Source organism: Streptomyces sp. ISL-99 (assembly GCF_018614005.1).
Lineage (GTDB): Bacteria > Actinomycetota > Actinomycetes > Streptomycetales > Streptomycetaceae > Streptomyces > Streptomyces flavidovirens.
Map to the genome: position 1 here is coordinate 98023 of NZ_JAGGPC010000009.1, position 16434 is coordinate 114456.

Below are 16434 nucleotides of genomic sequence, written 5' to 3' on the forward strand. Positions count from 1 at the left end.
GTCTCAGGACTCCTGTGTGACGGAGACGAGCACATCGTCCCCTTCGATCTTGACGGGGTATACGGGGACGGGGCGCGTCGCGGGAAGGCCGGAAGGCTTGCCGGTGCGGAGGTCGAAGCTCGAGCCGTGCAGCCAGCACTCGATCATGCAGTCCTCCACCTCGCCCTCCGAGAGGGAGACGTTCGCGTGCGAGCAGATGTCGTTGATCGCGTACACCTCTCCCTCGGTGCGGACGACGGACACCGGTGTGCCGTCGAGCTCCACCCGTTTCGGGGTGTCGTCCTCCAGCTCACTCAGCGCACAGGCTTTGACGAAGGCCATCAGACGGACGCCTCCAGCTCCGCGTCGATCTTGGCGAGGAGGCGTTCCTCGACGTCGGGCAGACCGATCTGCTGGACGAGCTCCGCGAAGAAGCCGCGGACGACCAGACGGCGGGCCTCTTCGGACCGGATGCCGCGCGACATGAGGTAGAAGAGCTGCTCGTCGTCGAAGCGGCCGGTCGCCGAGGCGTGGCCGGCGCCGACGATCTCGCCGGTCTCGATCTCCAGGTTCGGTACGGAGTCGACGCGCGCACCGTCCGTGAGGACGAGGTTGCGGTTCAGCTCGTACGTGTCCGTGCCCTCGGCGGCGGCCCGGATCAGCACGTCGCCGATCCACACGGCGTGCGCGCCGTCGCCCTGGAGCGCGCCCTTGTAGGCCACGTTCGACTTGCAGTGCGGGGTGTTGTGGTCGACCAGGAGGCGGTGCTCCTGGTGCTGGCCCGCGTCGGTGAAGTACAGGCCGAAGAGCTCGGCCTCGCCGCCGGTGCCGGCGTACTGCACCTGGGGGCTGAGGCGTACGAGATCGCCGCCGAAGGTCACCACGACCGACTTGAAGGAGGCGTCGCGGCCGATCAGCGCGTTGTGCTGCGAGACGTGCACGGCGGTGTCGTCCCAGTCCTGCACGGACACGACGGTCAGCTTCGCGCCGTCGCCGACGACGAAGTCGACGTTGGCGGCGAGCACGGCGTCACCGGTGTGGTCGATGACGACGACAGCCTCGGCGAAGGCGCCCAGCTCGACGACCTGGTGGCCGTAGGCGGTGCCGCCCTCGCCGTGCACGGCGATGCGGATCGGCTCGGTCAGCACGGCTTCCTTGGGCACCGAGACGACCGAGGCCTTCTCGAAGGAGCTGTACGCCTGGGCGGCCACGCGGTCCACCGGGGTGCCGGCCCTGCCGAGCCGCGCGTCGCCGCGGTCCACCGTCTCGACGGTGACGCCCTCGGGGGCGGTCACCTCGACGGTGAGTTCGCCGCCGGCCTCGGCGGTGCCGTCGTGCAGCCCGCGCAGGCGCTCCAGTGGCGTGAAGCGCCACTCCTCCTCGCGCCCGTGCGGCACGGGGAAGTCCGCCACGTCGAAGGACGGCGGGGCGCTCATGCGCGTGGCGACGGTGGACTCGGCGGCCACCGCGATCGTGCCGGCGGTGGTGGAGCCCACCGGGATGTTCTGAGCCTCAGCCATGGCTGTCGTAGTGCTCTCTCTCTGGGTCGAAAGTCAGTCGCTGCGGGGTACGGGGGCGTTAGCCGACCGAACCCTCCATCTGCAGCTCGATCAGCCGGTTGAGCTCCAGCGCGTACTCCATGGGCAGCTCCTTGGCGATCGGCTCGACGAAGCCGCGGACGATCATCGCCATGGCCTCGAACTCCGTCATGCCGCGGCTCATCAGGTAGAAGAGCTGGTCCTCGGAGACCTTGGAGACGGTCGCCTCGTGGCCCATGGACACGTCGTCCTCGCGCACGTCCACGTACGGGTACGTGTCGGAGCGGGAGATCGTGTCGACGAGCAGCGCGTCGCACAGCACGTTGGACTTCGAGCCGGGCGCGCCCTCGCCGATCTCGACGAGACCGCGGTAGGAGGTCCGGCCGCCGCCTCGCGCCACCGACTTGGAGACGATGTTGGAGGAGGTGTTCGGCGCCATGTGGACCATCTTGGAGCCGGCGTCCTGGTGCTGGCCCTCGCCGGCGAAGGCGATCGACAGGGTCTCGCCCTTGGCGTGCTCGCCCATCAGGTAGACGGCCGGGTACTTCATCGTCACCTTGGAGCCGATGTTGCCGTCGACCCACTCCATGGTCGCGCCCTCGTACGCCACGGCGCGCTTGGTGACCAGGTTGTAGACGTTGTTCGACCAGTTCTGGATGGTCGTGTAGCGGCAGCGGCCGCCCTTCTTGACGATGATCTCCACGACGGCGCTGTGCAGCGAGTCGGAGGAGTAGATCGGGGCGGTGCAGCCCTCGACGTAGTGGACGTACGCGTCCTCGTCGACGATGATCAGCGTCCGCTCGAACTGGCCCATGTTCTCCGTGTTGATGCGGAAGTAGGCCTGGAGCGGGATGTCGACGTGCACACCCTTGGGTACGTAGATGAACGAGCCGCCGGACCACACGGCCGAGTTCAGCGACGCGAACTTGTTGTCACCGACCGGGATGACCGTGCCGAAGTACTCCTGGAAGAGCTCCGGGTGCTGCTTCAGCGCGGTGTCCGTGTCGAGGAAGATGACGCCCTGCTCCTCCAGGTCCTCGCGGATCTGGTGGTAGACGACCTCGGACTCGTACTGGGCCGCGACACCGGCGACGAGGCGCTGCTTCTCCGCCTCGGGGATGCCGAGCTTGTCGTACGTGTTCTTGATGTCCTCGGGCAGGTCCTCCCAGGACTCCGCCTGCTTCTCCGTGGAGCGCACGAAGTACTTGATGTTGTCGAAGTCGATGCCCGACAGGTCGGCACCCCAGCTCGGCATGGGCTTCTTGCCGAACAGCTTGAGGCCCTTCAGCCGCAGCTTCAGCATCCACTCCGGCTCGTTCTTCTTCGCCGAGATGTCGCGAACGACCTCTTCGGAGAGGCCGCGCTTGGCCGTAGCGCCTGCCGTGTCGGAGTCGGCCCAGCCGAATTCGTACGTACCCAGGCCCTCGAGTTCGGGGTGGGCAGTCTCCGTGGGGAGAGTCATGCGGGGTTCCTCCCGGCCGTACTTGCAGATGCTGAATTGGTGGTCTTGGGGATAAACGTCGTGCACACGCCGTCGCCGTGGGCGATGGTCGCCAGACGCTGCACATGCGTTCCGAGCAGCTCGGAGAAGAACTCGGTCTCCGCCTCGCACAGCTGCGGATACTGCTCGGCGACGTGAGCGACCGGGCAGTGGTGCTGGCAGAGCTGCTCTCCGACCGGTGCGTTACGCGCCGTAGCAGCGTACCCGTCGGCCGACAAGGCCCTGGCGAGCGCCTCGGTCCGGTCCTCGGGGGCGGCGGACTCGACCGCCTCGCGGTACGCCCCGGCCTGGGCGGCGAACCGCGCGCGGGCGAATGCGGTGACCGCCGCCTCGCCCTTCTCGCCGCCGCCGGCCGCCTGCGCGATCCAGTGCAGGGCGTCGGCGGCTAGCTTGTCGTAGGACTGGTCGAAGGCGTCCCGGCCGCAGTCGGTGAGCGCGAAAACCTTCGCGGGCCTGCCTCGGCTCCTGGTGCCGTACACGCGCTGCTCGCGGGGCTCGACGACGTTCTCGGCGACGAGCGAATCGAGGTGGCGGCGGACGGCGGCCTGGGTGAGACCGAGGCGTTTCGCGAGATCGGCGGCGGTGGACGGGCCGTGGTCCAGGACTGACCGCGCGATCCGGTTGCGCGTCGAGCGCTCACCGGTCGCGAGCTCCTCCTGGAGAGGCTCAGTCGAACTCACACCGTATTTCACAACGCCATTGTTGCGTAATTCCTCAGAGCGTGACAACCCGCGTCCTGATCAAGCCCCGGTGGGCTGCATCACTTAGGCATACCTAATCTGACCTGCGGAAATGATCAAAGCCGCACACGGAGACACGGCCGGGCGGACTGCGGGCCGGGCGGGAACGGAACGGGCCTTTCGGGCACTCCGACCGGCTTGACCAGGGTCTTTCCGCCGTTGACCGGAGCCCCCGGCCACGGGCACCGGCAGCTTCTCTAGACTTCCCGGCATGAGAAGCGAGACCGCCCAGGTCGCCGTCCAGGTCTCCGGACTGGTCAAGCGGTACGGAACCAAGACCGCCGTCGACGGCCTCGACCTGGAGGTCCGCCCGGGCGCGGTCACCGCCGTCCTCGGTCCCAACGGGGCCGGGAAAACCACCACGATCGAAACGTGCGAGGGCTACCGCAGGCCGGACGCAGGGACGGTCCGCGTCCTCGGTCTCGACCCGGTCGCCGACGCGGCCGAGCTGCGCCCCCGGATCGGGGTGATGCTCCAGTCGGGTGGCGTGTACTCGGGCGCCAGGGCCGACGAGATGCTGCGCCACGTGGCGAAACTCCACGCCCACCCGCTGGACGTCGACGCGCTCATCGAGCGCCTCGGCCTCGGCAGCTGCGGCCGTACGACGTACCGGCGGCTCTCCGGCGGGCAGCAGCAGCGGCTCGCGCTGGCGATGGCCGTCGTCGGCCGCCCCGAGCTGATCTTCCTGGACGAGCCGACCGCGGGCCTCGACCCGCAGGCCCGCCGGTCCACCTGGGACCTCGTGCGCGAGCTCCGTACGGACGGCGTCACCGTCGTCCTCACCACCCACTTCATGGACGAGGCCGAGCAGCTCGCCGACGACGTCGCGATCATCGACGGGGGCCGCGTGATCGCCCAGGGCAGCCCCGAGGAGCTGTGCCGCGGCGGCGCCGAGAACACCCTGCGCTTCACCGGGCGCCCCGGCCTCGACGTCGCGTCCCTGCTCAAGGCGCTGCCCGTGGACACGCTGGCGGCCGAGCTGACGCCGGGGACGTACCGGATCACCGGCAAGGTCGATCCTCAGCTGCTGGCCACCGTCACCTCCTGGTGCGCACAGCACGGCGTGATGCCGGACGGCATCTCCGTCGAGCGGCACTCCCTGGAGGACGTCTTTCTCGAGCTGACCGGTAAGGACCTTCGTTCATGAGCATCGGTACTTACACCCCCCGGCCGGGAGCGGCCCCGCTGCCCCGGATGATCGCGGCGCAGACCGCCTTCGAGACGAAGATGCTGCTGCGCAACGGCGAGCAGCTGCTCCTGACAGTGATCATCCCGGCGCTGCTGCTGGTGCTGTTCTCGACGGTCGACATCATCGCTGTGCCTACTGAGACTGAGGGGGGCTCGGGCAAGTCGGTCGATTTCCTCGCGCCCGGCATCCTGGCACTCGCCGTCATGTCCACCGCCTTCACCGGGCAGGCCATCGCGACCGGCTTCGAGCGCCGGTACGGCGTGCTGAAGCTGCTCGGCACCTCTCCCCTGCCCCGCTGGGCGCTGATGACGGCGAAGACGTTCTCCGTGCTCGTCACCGAGGTGCTCCAAGTCGTCCTGCTGACGGTGATCGCCTTCGGCCTCGGCTGGTCCCCGCACGGCAACCCGTTCGCCGTCTTCCTTCTCCTGGTCCTCGGTACCGCGGCCTTCTCCGGTCTCGGCCTGCTGATGGCCGGCACGCTCAAGGCGGAGGCGACACTGGCCGCCGCCAACCTCGTCTTCCTCCTGCTGCTGGTGGGCGGCGGCGTGATCGTTCCGCTCGACAAGTTCCCGGACGCGGCTCAGTCTGTGCTCGGCCTGCTGCCGATCTCGGCCCTGTCGGACGGCCTGCGCGACGTACTCCAGCACGGAGCGGCCATCCCCTGGAGCAACCTCGGGATCCTGGCCATGTGGGCGGTACTGGGCCTGGGCGCGGCCGCCCGCTTCTTCCGCTGGGAGTAAGGAACGCCCGTTTCGGGACCCCCTCGTACTGCATTTTCTCCGGGGTGACGACTCCCCCATACCCCCTCGTGAAAAGCTGCACAAGCCCCGTCCTACGATGGTCCCCGTGTTGACCCCCCTCGCCCTCATCGCGCGGCGCTGGACGCCCACCCCCCGTACACTCCGGCGCGCCGCGCTCTCCGCCGTCGTGATGACCGTCCTCATCATCGTCACCGGCGGCGCGGTACGGCTGACCGGCTCCGGCCTCGGCTGCGACACCTGGCCGAAGTGCACCGACGACAGCCTCTTCGCGACGCCCGAACAGGGCATCCACGGCGCGATCGAGTTCGGCAACCGCATGCTGACGTACGTCCTGTCGGCCGCGGTCGGCTGGGCGATCATCGCGGCCCGGTCCACGAAGCCGTGGCGGCGGGGTCTCACCCGCCTCGGCTGGGCCCAGTTCTGGATCGTGATGGGCAACGCCGTCATCGGCGGCATCACCGTCTGGGCGGGCCTCAACCCCTGGACCGTCGCCGGGCACTTCCTCCTCGCCAACGCCCTGCTCACCGTCGCCGTGATCACCTGGCAGCGCACCCGTGAGGGCGACACCGCTCCCCGGCCGCGCGTCCCGCGCCCCGTCCGGAAGCTCTCCTGGGCGGTCGTCGTCACCTCGGGGCTGCTGATCGCCCTGGGTACGACGGTGACCGGCTCGGGCAAGCACGCCGGTGACAGCAGCGACGTACCGCGCATGCCGTGGGACTGGGCGGACGCCGCTCACCTGCACGCCGCGGCCGCCTGGGTCGTCTGCGCGCTGGCCATCGCCATGTGGCTGGTGCTGCGCGTGGTGGACGCCCCGGACGACACCCGGGCGCGCGCCCGCGACCTGCTGATCGTCCTGCTCGCGCAGGGCGGTATCGGTTACGTCCAGTTCTTCACCGGGGTCCCCGAGATCCTCGTGAGCGCCCACATGCTCGGCTCCTCGCTGATGTGGATCGCGGTACTGCGCCTGGCGCTGAGCCTGCGCGAGCGCCCGCTCGAAGCCTCGGCCCCGCTGCCCGTCGAGTCCGGCTCAGCGGTGTCCGCCACCGTCTGAGGAGCTTCCCTCAGTCCGGCAGTCCGTAGACGCGGCGGGCATTGCCCGCCGCGATCATCCCGGCGACCCGTTCGGCGTCCACCCGAGACCACGCCCCGTCGCCGACCCACCCCCCAAGCACCCTGCTCAGCGCCTCGCGGAACAGCCGCGCTCCCACGACGTGCAGCTCCGGCAGGCCGCGGGCGCCGCTGGAGAAGAGCAGCTTGCCGAAGGGCGCGAGCTCCAGGATCTCCGCGAGTACGGCCGCCGCCCGCGCCCCCGTGTGCGCGAGCGCCGGGCCCAGGTCGGCGTACACATGCGGGAAGACGCTCGCCAGATGCGCGGCGTGACGGTGGTACGGATAGCCGTGCAGCAGCACCAGGTCCGTGCCCACGCCCGCGGTCGCCGCCGCGAAGTCGGTAAGCAGCATCGGGTCCGTACGGTCGATGCGCAGACCCGGGCCGGCCGTCCCCGCCTGGAGCTGCAGCGGCAGTCCGGAGGCGACGGCGATCCACAGCAGGTGCCGCAGTACCACCGGGTCGGTGAGCGTGCCGCCGGCCCGACGCCCTCCCAGCCAGCGTCCCACCGCCCCGCGCACCTCGCCCGGGCCCGGCGGATGCGGCACGAGGGCCAGGCCGTGCCGTACGCCTGCCACGGAGTTGAAGGCCACGGCGGATCCGGCCGCGCTGTGCACGGCCTCGGCGAGATTGGCGAGGAAGCCGTCGACGGTGCCCGAGGTGTCGGCGACCTGCTCGGCGAGGAGTTCCAGGCGCACGATCTCGCGGGCCTGGGCATCGCCGGCCGCGGCGATCTCCACGGGCCCGGTGAGGTCGCCCGGCATACCGGTGTCGACCAGATAGGTGGAAATCCCGCTGCCCCTGAGCAGCCGCCTGCCGGTTTCCAGGACGCCCAGTTCCCTGCGGCGCGCCAGATAACGCGCGGGTGGGCAGTGCGGTTCGAGGCCGAGCAGCGGCGGGCACCAGCGGCGTACGGCGAAGCCCGTCTGGGTGTCGAAGAACGTGGTGCCGGGCGCGGGTGGCGCGGGGGTCCTGCCGAGGTAGGTCTCGAAGGTGCCGAGGCCCAGCTCCGTACGGAGCACTCCGTGGCAGTACTGGTCCACCAGGGAAGGCGTTTCGATCATCCGGGACTCCTGTGGTGGACGTACTTCCACAGGCTCTAACGGGTGACCCCCGCGTCAGGTGTTGCTCAAGTGTCGCCAGGTGTGCCGTTAGCTGTTGGACGGGCCGCCGACCTGGATGCCTGCCATCCGGCTCCATTCGTACGGTCCGGTGCGCACCTTGGCAGCGAAGTCGCCGTCGAAGGACTCGTGGAGCGTGATCCCGGCCTTCTCGGCGGCGCTCTGCGCGACGGCGTGGGTGGGGGCGACGAGGTCGCCCCAGCCGCCGTCCTCACCGACGAGCACGATGCGGGTGCCCACCTGACCGAGGTACGCGAGCTGTCCCTCGGCGCCGCCGTGCTGCTTGGCGAAGGCGGTTATCTCCCTGGCGAGCTTCGCCACCTTGCGCTCTGCCTGCTTCGTGTCTGCCATGACACCGATGCTACCGACCGGTAGAACGGTGGTCCATAGCAGTCCCCGGCAGTCCGTCTAGCGCAGGAAGGGGTCCACCGCGACCGCGACGAACAGCAGCGAGACATAGGTGATGGACCAGTGGAACAGCCGCATCTCCTTGAGCTTGCCGCCCGTGACCCCGGACTTCGCGCGCGCCTGGAGCCCGTGCGCCTCCTTGAGCCACCACCCGCCGGCGACCAGGGCGACCGTGGTGTAGAACCAGCCCGTGTACCCCAGCGGGGTCAGCAGCAGCGAGACACCGACCATCACCCAGCTGTACGCGACGATCTGGCGGGCCACGACCTTGTTGGAGGCGACGACGGGGAGCATGGGAACGCCCACCCGTGCGTAGTCCTCCTTCACCTTCATCGACAGCGGCCAGTAGTGCGGCGGCGTCCAGAAGAAGATGACCATGAAGAGGATGACGGCGGCCCAGGACATCGAGTTCGTGACGGCCGACCAGCCGATGAGGACCGGCAGGCAGCCCGCGATGCCGCCCCAGACGATGTTCTGCGCGGTGCGCCGCTTGAGGATCATCGTGTAGACGACGACGTAGAAGAGGAGCGCGCCGAGCGACAGTGCGGCGGACAGCCAGTTGACGAGGAGTCCGAACCAGAGCGTCGAGATCACGGCCAGGCTGATGCCGAAGACGAGGCATTCGCGCGGACTGACCATGCCGGTGACCAGCGGACGCTGCGACGTGCGGTCCATCAGCGCGTCGATGTCGCGGTCGATGTACATGTTCAGCGCGTTGGCGCCGCCCGCCGACAGGTAGCCGCCGAGGCAGGTCGCGAAGACCAGCCACAGATCGGGCACGCCCTGTTCGGCCAGGAACATCACCGGGACGGTGGTGATCAGCAGCAGTTCGATGATCCGAGGCTTGGTCAGTGCCACGAACGCTTTGACCCGGGCTCCGAACGGCCGATGGCCCCCCGGGCTGGGAGTCAAGGCGACCCCTGCGGGTCGGGACTCGACGGCCGTCACGCACACCCCTGACAGAGAAATTCCAGCAAGCTCCGGACGTGAAGGCCCGGTAAAGACTTGCGCGTACCACGCCACTCTAGACGTTGCCCAGACGTCGATCTCCGCCGGGGTGGGGTCGTGTTGAGCACCGCTGGGGCGGGGTCCGTACAGAGGAAGGTGAACACCAGGAGGCGAAGTCTCTCACCCGCCCGCACGCTGGGCTGTGTCCGGTTTTATCCGAGTGCCGTCCAAGCCCTGGACTCGAAAAGACGCGTGTTCTCGCGGGGGTAGGCTCGACTACGCCCGGTGCGCTACCAGTCGCCGGGATTCGACATGTGGAGAGGAGCCCTGACTCAGGGTGAGCACCAAGCCGACCACCACAGATCTCGAGTGGACCGAATTGGATCAGCGGGCTGTCGATACCGTCCGCGTCCTGGCCATGGATTCCGTACAGAAGGTCGGCAACGGCCACCCTGGTACGGCCATGAGCCTCGCCCCGGCCGCGTATGTGCTGTTCCAGAAGCTGATGCGGCACGACCCCAGTGACGCGAACTGGACCGGCCGTGACCGTTTCGTCCTCTCTCCGGGTCACTCCAGCCTGACGCTCTACATCCAGCTCTACATGGCCGGCTACGGCCTGGAGCTGGACGACCTGAAGGCGTTCCGCACCTGGGGCAGCCTGACGCCCGGTCACCCCGAGCACGGGCACACGACCGGCGTGGAGACCACGACGGGCCCGCTGGGCCAGGGCATCGCCAACGCCGTGGGCATGGCGATGGCCGCCCGCTACGAGCGCGGCCTGTTCGACCCGGAGGCCGCCGAGGGCGCCTCCCCGTTCGACCACACCATCTGGGCGATCGTCTCCGACGGCGACCTGGAGGAGGGCATCTCGGCCGAGGCGTCCTCGCTCGCGGGCCACCAGAAGCTCGGCAGCATCGTCGCTCTGTACGACGACAACCACATCTCGATCGAGGGCGACACCGAGACCGCCTTCTCCGAGGACGTGCTGAAGCGGTACGAGGCGTACGGCTGGCACGTGCAGCGGGTCGAGCAGAACGCCAACGGCGACTTCGACGTCAAGGCGCTGTACGCGGCTCTGAAGGCGGCGCAGGAGGAGACCGAGCGCCCGTCGATCATCGCGGCGCGCACGATCATCGCCTGGCCCGCCCCGAACGCCCAGGGCACCGAGGCCTCGCACGGCTCGGCGCTGGGCGAGGAGGAGATCGCGGCCACCAAGCGCGTGCTGGGCTTCGACCCCGAGCAGCACTTCCAGGTCGACGACGACGTCTTCGCGCACGTCCGCAAGGCGGCCGACCGCGGCCGTGAGGCGCACGCCGCCTGGGACAAGCAGTTCCAGGAGTGGCGCAACGCCAACGCCGAGCGCGCCGCCACGTTCGACCGCATCGCCGCGGGCAAGCTTCCCGAGGGCTGGGAGAAGTCGCTTCCCGTCTTCGAGCCGGGCAAGGCCGTCGCGACCCGCGCCGCCTCCGGCAAGGTCCTCCAGGCGCTCGGCGCGGTCATCCCCGAGCTGTGGGGCGGCTCCGCCGACCTTGCCGGCTCGAACAACACGACGATCGACAAGACGTCGTCGTTCCTGCCCGTCGGCAACCCGCTGCCCGAGGCGAACCCGTACGGCCGTACGGTCCACTTCGGCATCCGCGAGCACGCCATGGGCTCGACGATGAACGGCATCGCGCTGCACGGCAACACCCGCATCTACGGCGGCACCTTCCTGGTGTTCTCCGACTACATGCGCCCCGCCGTCCGCCTCGCCGCGCTGATGAAGCTGCCCGTGACGTACGTCTGGACGCACGACTCCATCGGTCTGGGCGAGGACGGCCCGACGCACCAGCCGGTCGAGCACATGGCCGCCCTGCGCGCCATCCCCGGCCTGAACATGGTCCGCCCGGCCGACGCCAACGAGACGGCGATCGCCTGGCGCGAGATCCTCCGGCGCAACGACGCTCCGCACGGTCTGGCGCTGACCCGCCAGGGTGTGCCGACGTACGAGACCAACGAGGACGCCGCGCGCGGCGGTTACGTGCTCGCCGAGGCCGAGGGTGGCCAGCCGCAGGTCGTTCTGATCGGCACCGGCTCCGAGGTCCAGCTCGCCGTCGAGGCGCGCGAGCAGCTCCAGGCGGCCGGTATTCCGACCCGTGTGGTGTCGATGCCCTCGATCGAGTGGTTCGAGGAGCAGGACCAGGGGTACCGCGACAGCGTGCTGCCGCCGTCCGTCAAGGCCCGTGTCGCGGTCGAGGCGGGCATTGCCCTGACCTGGTACCGGTACGTCGGCGAGGCCGGCCGCATCGTCTCGCTGGAGCACTTCGGCGCTTCCGCGGACGCCAAGGTGCTCTTCCGGGAGTTCGGTTTCACCGCGGACGCGGTCACCGCCGCGGCCCGGGACTCGCTTGGATCTGTTTCGGGGCTGGCTGCCGAAGCGCGCTGACACCGGCATACACGACAAGTAGGAGATGCAACTCTCATGACAGACGCACTCAAGCGCCTCTCCGACGAAGGCGTCGCGATCTGGCTTGACGACCTTTCGCGCCAGCGGATCACGTCCGGCAACCTCGCCGAGCTGATCGACCAGCAGCACGTCGTGGGCGTCACGACCAACCCGTCGATCTTCCAGAAGGCGATCTCGACGGGCCACGGTTACGACCAGCAGCTCGGCGACCTCGCCGCCCGTGAGGTGACGGTCGAAGAAGCCATCCGCATGATCACGACGGCTGACGTGAGGGACGCCGCCGACATCCTGCGGCCGGTGTTCGACGCGACCGGCGGCCAGGACGGCCGGGTGTCGATCGAGGTCGACCCGCGCCTGGCGCACAACACCAGGGCGACGACGGCCGAGGCCAGGCAGCTCGCCTGGCTGGTGGACCGTCCGAACACCCTGATCAAGATTCCCGCCACCCGTGCGGGCATCCCGGCGATCACCGAGACCATCGGTCTCGGCATCAGCGTCAACGTGACGCTGATCTTCTCGCTGGAGCGCTACCGCGAGGTCATGGACGCCTACCTGGCCGGTCTGGAGAAGGCGAAGGCCGCAGGCCTGGACCTCTCCAAGATCCACTCGGTGGCGTCGTTCTTCGTGTCCCGCGTGGACACCGAGATCGACAAGCGTCTGGATGGCATCGGCACGGACGAGGCCAAGGCCCTCAAGGGCAAGGCCGCGCTGGCAAACGCCCGCCTCGCGTACCAGGCGTACGAAGAGGTGTTCAGCAGCGACCGCTGGGCCGCCCTGGACAAGGCCAACGCCAACAAGCAGCGTCCGCTGTGGGCCTCCACCGGCGTCAAGGACCCGGCGTACAAGGACACCCTGTACGTCGACGACCTCGTCGCCCCCGGCACGGTGAACACCATGCCCGAGGCGACGCTGGAAGCGACCGCCGACCACGGACAGATCACGGGCAACACGATCGCCGGTACGTACGAGCAGGCGCGCGCCGAGCTCGACGCCGTCGAGAAGCTCGGGATCAGTTACGACGACGTGGTGCAGCTGCTCGAGGACGAGGGCGTCGACAAGTTCGAGGCGTCCTGGAACGACCTGCTCAAGTCGACCGAGGCGGAGCTCAAGCGCCTCGCCCCTTCGGAGGGCTAAACATTGTCCAGCAGCAATCCGCTGCGTGACGCACAGGACCGGCGGCTCCCGCGTATCGCGGGGCCGTCGGGCCTGGTCATCTTTGGCGTCACGGGCGATTTGTCACGTAAAAAGTTGATGCCTGCCGTCTACGACCTGGCCAACCGCGGCCTGCTGCCGCCGGGCTTCTCGCTCATCGGCTTCGCCCGCCGCGACTGGGAGAACGAGGACTTCGCCCAGGTCGTCCATGACGCCGTCAAGGAGCACGCCCGTACCCCCTTCCGCGAGGAGGTCTGGCAGCAGCTCATCCAGGGCATGCGGTTCGTCCAGGGTGACTTCGACGACGACAACGCGTTCGAGACGCTGAAGTCGACGATCGCGGAGCTCGACAAGGCGCAGGGCACCGGCGGCAACTTCGCCTTCTATCTGTCCGTGCCGCCGAAGTTCTTCCCCGCGGTCGTCCAGCAGCTCAAGAAGCACGGGCTGGCCGACCAGAAGGAAGGCTCCTGGCGACGGGCCGTCATCGAGAAGCCCTTCGGGCACGACCTGGCCTCCGCGCAGGAGCTCAACCGGATCGTCCACGAGGTCTTCCCGGCGCACGAGGTCTTCCGGATCGACCACTATCTGGGCAAGGAGACGGTCCAGAACATCATGGCGCTGCGCTTCGCCAACCAGATGTTCGAGCCGCTCTGGAACCGGTCGTACGTCGACCACGTGCAGATCACCATGGCCGAGGACATTGGCATCGGCGGCCGCGCCGGCTACTACGACGGCATCGGCGCCGCCCGCGACGTCATCCAGAACCACCTGCTCCAGCTGCTCGCGCTGACCGCCATGGAAGAGCCCGCCTCCTTCGAGGCCGACGCGCTGGTCGCCGAGAAGACCAAGGTGCTGGGCGCCGTCAAGCTCCCCAGGGACCTCGGCCAGGAGACCGTGCGCGGGCAGTACGCGGCGGGCTGGCAGGGCGGCCAGAAGGCCGTCGGCTACCTCCAGGAAGACGGCATCGACCCCAAGTCGAAGACCGACACCTACGCCGCGATCAAGCTGGAGATCGACAACCGCCGCTGGGCGGGTGTCCCCTTCTATCTCCGTACGGGCAAGCGGCTCGGCCGCCGCGTCACCGAGATCGCGGTCGTCTTCCAGCGCGCCCCGCACTCCCCCTTCGATCACACGGCAACCGAGGAGCTGGGCCAGAACGCCCTGGTCATCCGCGTGCAGCCGGACGAGGGCGTCACGGTCCGGTTCGGCTCCAAGGTGCCGGGCACCGCGATGGAGGTGCGGGACGTGTCGATGGACTTCGCGTACGGCGAGTCCTTCACCGAGTCCAGTCCGGAGGCGTACGAGCGCCTGATCCTGGACGTCCTGCTCGGCGACGCCAACCTCTTCCCGCGTCTTGAGGAGGTCGAACAGTCCTGGCGGATCCTCGACCCGATCGAGGAGTACTGGGACAAGCACGGCAAGCCCGCGCAGTACCAGGCCGGTACCTGGGGCCCGGTGGAGGCGGACGAAATGCTCGCACGAGACGGACGGAGCTGGCGTCGGCCATGAAAATCGACCTGACGGACACCACGTCCAGCAAGATCAACAAGGCCCTGGTCCAGGGCCGCCGCGCCATCGGCACCCCGGCCGTCGGCATGGTCCTGACGCTGGTCATCGTCACCGACGAGGAGAACGCGTACGACGCGCTCAAGGCGGCCAACGAGGCCTCCCACGAGCACCCCTCGCGCACCCTCGTCGTCATCAAGCGGGTCTCGCGCTCGCCGCGCGACCGTGCCAAGGCGCGCCTCGACGCCGAAGTGCGGGTGGGCACGGCCGCGGGCACCGGTGAGACGGTCATCCTGCGGCTGTACGGCGAGGCCATCGACCACGCCCAGTCGGTGGTGCTGCCGCTGCTGCTGCCCGACGCCCCCGTCGTGGTGTGGTGGGCGGCCAACGCGCCGCTCGACCCGGCGAACGACCCGCTCGGCGCACTGGCGCAGCGCCGTGTCACGGACACGTACGCCGCCGAGCACCCGGTCCAGGAGCTGTCGGCGCGCGCCGAGGCCTACACGCCCGGCGACACCGATCTGTCGTGGACGCGCATCACGCCGTGGCGCTCGATGCTCGCCGCCGCGCTGGACCAGGTGGAGTGCGAGGTCACCTCGGTGGAGGTGGAGGGCGAGGAGTTCAACCCGAGCGTGGAGCTGCTCGGGATGTGGCTCGCCGACCGGCTGGGCGTACCGGTGAAGCGTTCCGTGTCGGCCGGTCCCGGTCTGACGGGCGTGAAGATGGAGACCAACTGCGGGCCTATCAAGCTCGGTCGGTCGGACGGTTCGCTGGCGTCCCTGTCCATCCAGGGGCAGCCGGACCGCGCGGTGGCGCTCAAGCGGCGGGAGACCGCCGAGCTGATCGCCGAGGAACTGCGCAGGCTGGACCCGGACGACACGTACGCGTCGGCGCTGAAGTTCGGTGTCGACCGGCTCGGTGAGCACGGCGGGGCGCAGAAGAACGCGGAGAAGGAGAAGCCGGAGGCGGAGGCGGACAAGCCCGCCGCCGCGAAGAAGTCGGCTTCTTCTCCGGCTGCCAAGAAGGCGGCGTCGAAGTGAGAGCACCTCAGCTTGTCGTCCACCACGACAAGGAGCTGATGGCGCAGGCAGCGGCGGCCCGGCTGATCACGAAGGTCGTGGACGCGCAGGCCACACGCGGCTCGGCGTCGGTCGTACTGACGGGCGGCCGCAACGGCAACGGTCTGCTGGCCGCGCTGGCCTCGTCCCCGGCGCGGGACGCGGTCGACTGGTCGCGGCTGGACCTGTGGTGGGGCGACGAGCGTTTCCTCCCCGAGGGCGACCCGGAGCGCAACGTCACCCAGGCGCGCGAGGCACTGCTGGACGCGGTGCCGCTGGACCCGGCCCGGGTCCACGCGATGCCCGCCTCGGACGGAAAGTACGGCGACGACGCTGACGCGGCAGCGGCCGGGTACGCCGAGGAACTGGCCTCTGCATCGGGGTCCGAGGACCACGGCCCGGTGCCGACGTTCGACGTACTGATGCTGGGCGTGGGCCCTGACACCCATGTCGCGTCGCTGTTCCCGGAGCTGCCGGCCGTCCGCGAGACGGAGCGCACGGTGGTCGGCGTCCACGGCGCCCCCAAGCCCCCGCCCACCCGCATCACCCTCACGCTGCCCGCGATCCGCGCGGCACGAGAGGTGTGGCTCCTGGCGGCGGGCGAGGACAAGGCGAAGGCCGCGGCCATCGCGCTGTCGGGTGCCGGGGAGATCCAGGCCCCGGCGGCGGGCGCGTACGGCCGGCGCCGCACGCTGTGGCTGCTGGACGACGCGGCGGCGTCCCAGCTCCCGCGCGGGCTGTACCGTCCGGCCATCCCCTGACGGAGAGCCGCTGAGGCGCTGAATCATGACGAGGGCCCGGCCCGCCTTGCGGCGGATGCTGTTGGTGAATTCGGGCCTGGTTGCTTCGCCCCGTCGTTATGCGGCGGGGCGGAGTGCTGTCAGGGGGCTGGTGCGGGTGCGGGCTCTTGGTGTGTCGGTGAGCCAGGCGTTGATGCGGATGAGGTTGACGGCGGCGCCGGTGAGCTGGTGCTGGAGGCT

The 16434-nt window shown here is 69.4% G+C and carries 15 protein-coding genes; 8 read left to right on the forward strand and 7 right to left on the reverse strand.

What is annotated here, in order from left to right; translation table 11 throughout:
* Window positions 1-3: 3 nt before the first annotated feature.
* The 4 genes from J7E91_RS05690 to J7E91_RS05705 are packed head-to-tail and all read right to left on the reverse strand — an operon-like array spanning window position 4 to window position 3698.
* On the reverse strand, window positions 4-321 hold the full coding sequence (locus tag J7E91_RS05690; RefSeq protein WP_028813879.1) for a bifunctional 3-phenylpropionate/cinnamic acid dioxygenase ferredoxin subunit: 318 nt from the start codon (window positions 319-321) through the stop codon (window positions 4-6).
* Entirely contained in the window at window positions 321-1499 is a 1179-nt protein-coding gene (gene sufD, locus J7E91_RS05695; protein ID WP_214899661.1) for a Fe-S cluster assembly protein SufD, read from the reverse strand. Before sufD ends, J7E91_RS05690 begins: the two co-directional genes overlap by 1 nt.
* 58 nt (window positions 1500-1557) lie before the next feature.
* Entirely contained in the window at window positions 1558-2979 is a 1422-nt protein-coding gene (gene sufB, locus J7E91_RS05700) for a Fe-S cluster assembly protein SufB (protein WP_214899662.1), read from the reverse strand.
* Entirely contained in the window at window positions 2976-3698 is a 723-nt protein-coding gene (locus J7E91_RS05705; protein WP_308376076.1) for an ArsR family transcriptional regulator, read from the reverse strand. Before J7E91_RS05705 ends, sufB begins: the two co-directional genes overlap by 4 nt.
* A gap of 271 nt (window positions 3699-3969) precedes the next feature.
* Here J7E91_RS05705 and J7E91_RS05710 point away from each other — a divergent pair, with 271 nt between their 5' ends.
* The 3 genes from J7E91_RS05710 (at window position 3970) to J7E91_RS05720 (ending at window position 6759) form a co-directional block, all read left to right on the forward strand.
* Window positions 3970-4905, forward strand: a complete 936-nt coding sequence (locus J7E91_RS05710) for an ABC transporter ATP-binding protein (RefSeq protein WP_214899666.1) — start codon at window positions 3970-3972, stop codon at window positions 4903-4905.
* Window positions 4902-5687, forward strand: a complete 786-nt coding sequence (locus J7E91_RS05715; RefSeq protein WP_214899668.1) for an ABC transporter permease — start codon at window positions 4902-4904, stop codon at window positions 5685-5687. The genes J7E91_RS05710 and J7E91_RS05715 overlap by 4 nt, the downstream gene beginning before the upstream one ends.
* Window positions 5688-5784: 97 nt before the next feature.
* Window positions 5785-6759, forward strand: a complete 975-nt coding sequence (locus J7E91_RS05720) for a heme A synthase (protein WP_214899670.1) — start codon at window positions 5785-5787, stop codon at window positions 6757-6759.
* A gap of 10 nt (window positions 6760-6769) precedes the next feature.
* Here the strand turns inward: J7E91_RS05720 and J7E91_RS05725 are convergent, their stop codons facing one another.
* The 3 genes from J7E91_RS05725 to J7E91_RS05735 all read right to left on the reverse strand — a co-directional run bounded on the left by J7E91_RS05725 (window position 6770) and on the right by J7E91_RS05735 (window position 9292).
* The gene (locus J7E91_RS05725) at window positions 6770-7879 is read right to left on the reverse strand and encodes an amidohydrolase family protein (protein ID WP_214899672.1); all 1110 of its coding nucleotides are present in this window, start codon (window positions 7877-7879) and stop codon (window positions 6770-6772) included.
* Between the two features lie 87 nt (window positions 7880-7966).
* Window positions 7967-8287 (reverse strand): hypothetical protein, encoded by a 321-nt coding sequence (locus J7E91_RS05730; protein ID WP_214899674.1) that lies wholly within the window; start codon window positions 8285-8287, stop codon window positions 7967-7969.
* 57 nt (window positions 8288-8344) lie between these two features.
* Window positions 8345-9292, reverse strand: a complete 948-nt coding sequence (locus J7E91_RS05735) for a heme o synthase (protein WP_028813888.1) — start codon at window positions 9290-9292, stop codon at window positions 8345-8347.
* Window positions 9293-9629: 337 nt separating this feature from the next.
* On the opposite strand from J7E91_RS05735, the gene tkt reads away from it, so the two are divergent.
* Genes tkt through pgl form a run of 5 tightly spaced genes read left to right on the forward strand, consistent with a single transcriptional unit; the run spans window position 9630 to window position 16215 of the window.
* Window positions 9630-11717: a transketolase gene (tkt, locus tag J7E91_RS05740; RefSeq protein ID WP_214899676.1), complete on the forward strand. Its 2088-nt coding sequence runs from the start codon at window positions 9630-9632 to the stop codon at window positions 11715-11717.
* A 36-nt stretch (window positions 11718-11753) separates the two neighbouring features.
* Window positions 11754-12872, forward strand: a complete 1119-nt coding sequence (gene tal, locus J7E91_RS05745) for a transaldolase (RefSeq protein ID WP_214899678.1) — start codon at window positions 11754-11756, stop codon at window positions 12870-12872.
* A gap of 3 nt (window positions 12873-12875) precedes the next feature.
* On the forward strand, window positions 12876-14399 hold the full coding sequence (gene zwf / locus J7E91_RS05750) for a glucose-6-phosphate dehydrogenase (RefSeq protein WP_214899680.1): 1524 nt from the start codon (window positions 12876-12878) through the stop codon (window positions 14397-14399).
* The gene (gene opcA / locus J7E91_RS05755) at window positions 14396-15436 is read left to right on the forward strand and encodes a glucose-6-phosphate dehydrogenase assembly protein OpcA (protein WP_214899682.1); all 1041 of its coding nucleotides are present in this window, start codon (window positions 14396-14398) and stop codon (window positions 15434-15436) included. The genes zwf and opcA overlap by 4 nt, the downstream gene beginning before the upstream one ends.
* Window positions 15433-16215 (forward strand): 6-phosphogluconolactonase, encoded by a 783-nt coding sequence (gene pgl / locus J7E91_RS05760; RefSeq protein ID WP_214899684.1) that lies wholly within the window; start codon window positions 15433-15435, stop codon window positions 16213-16215. The genes opcA and pgl overlap by 4 nt, the downstream gene beginning before the upstream one ends.
* Window positions 16216-16434: the final 219 nt, after the last annotated feature.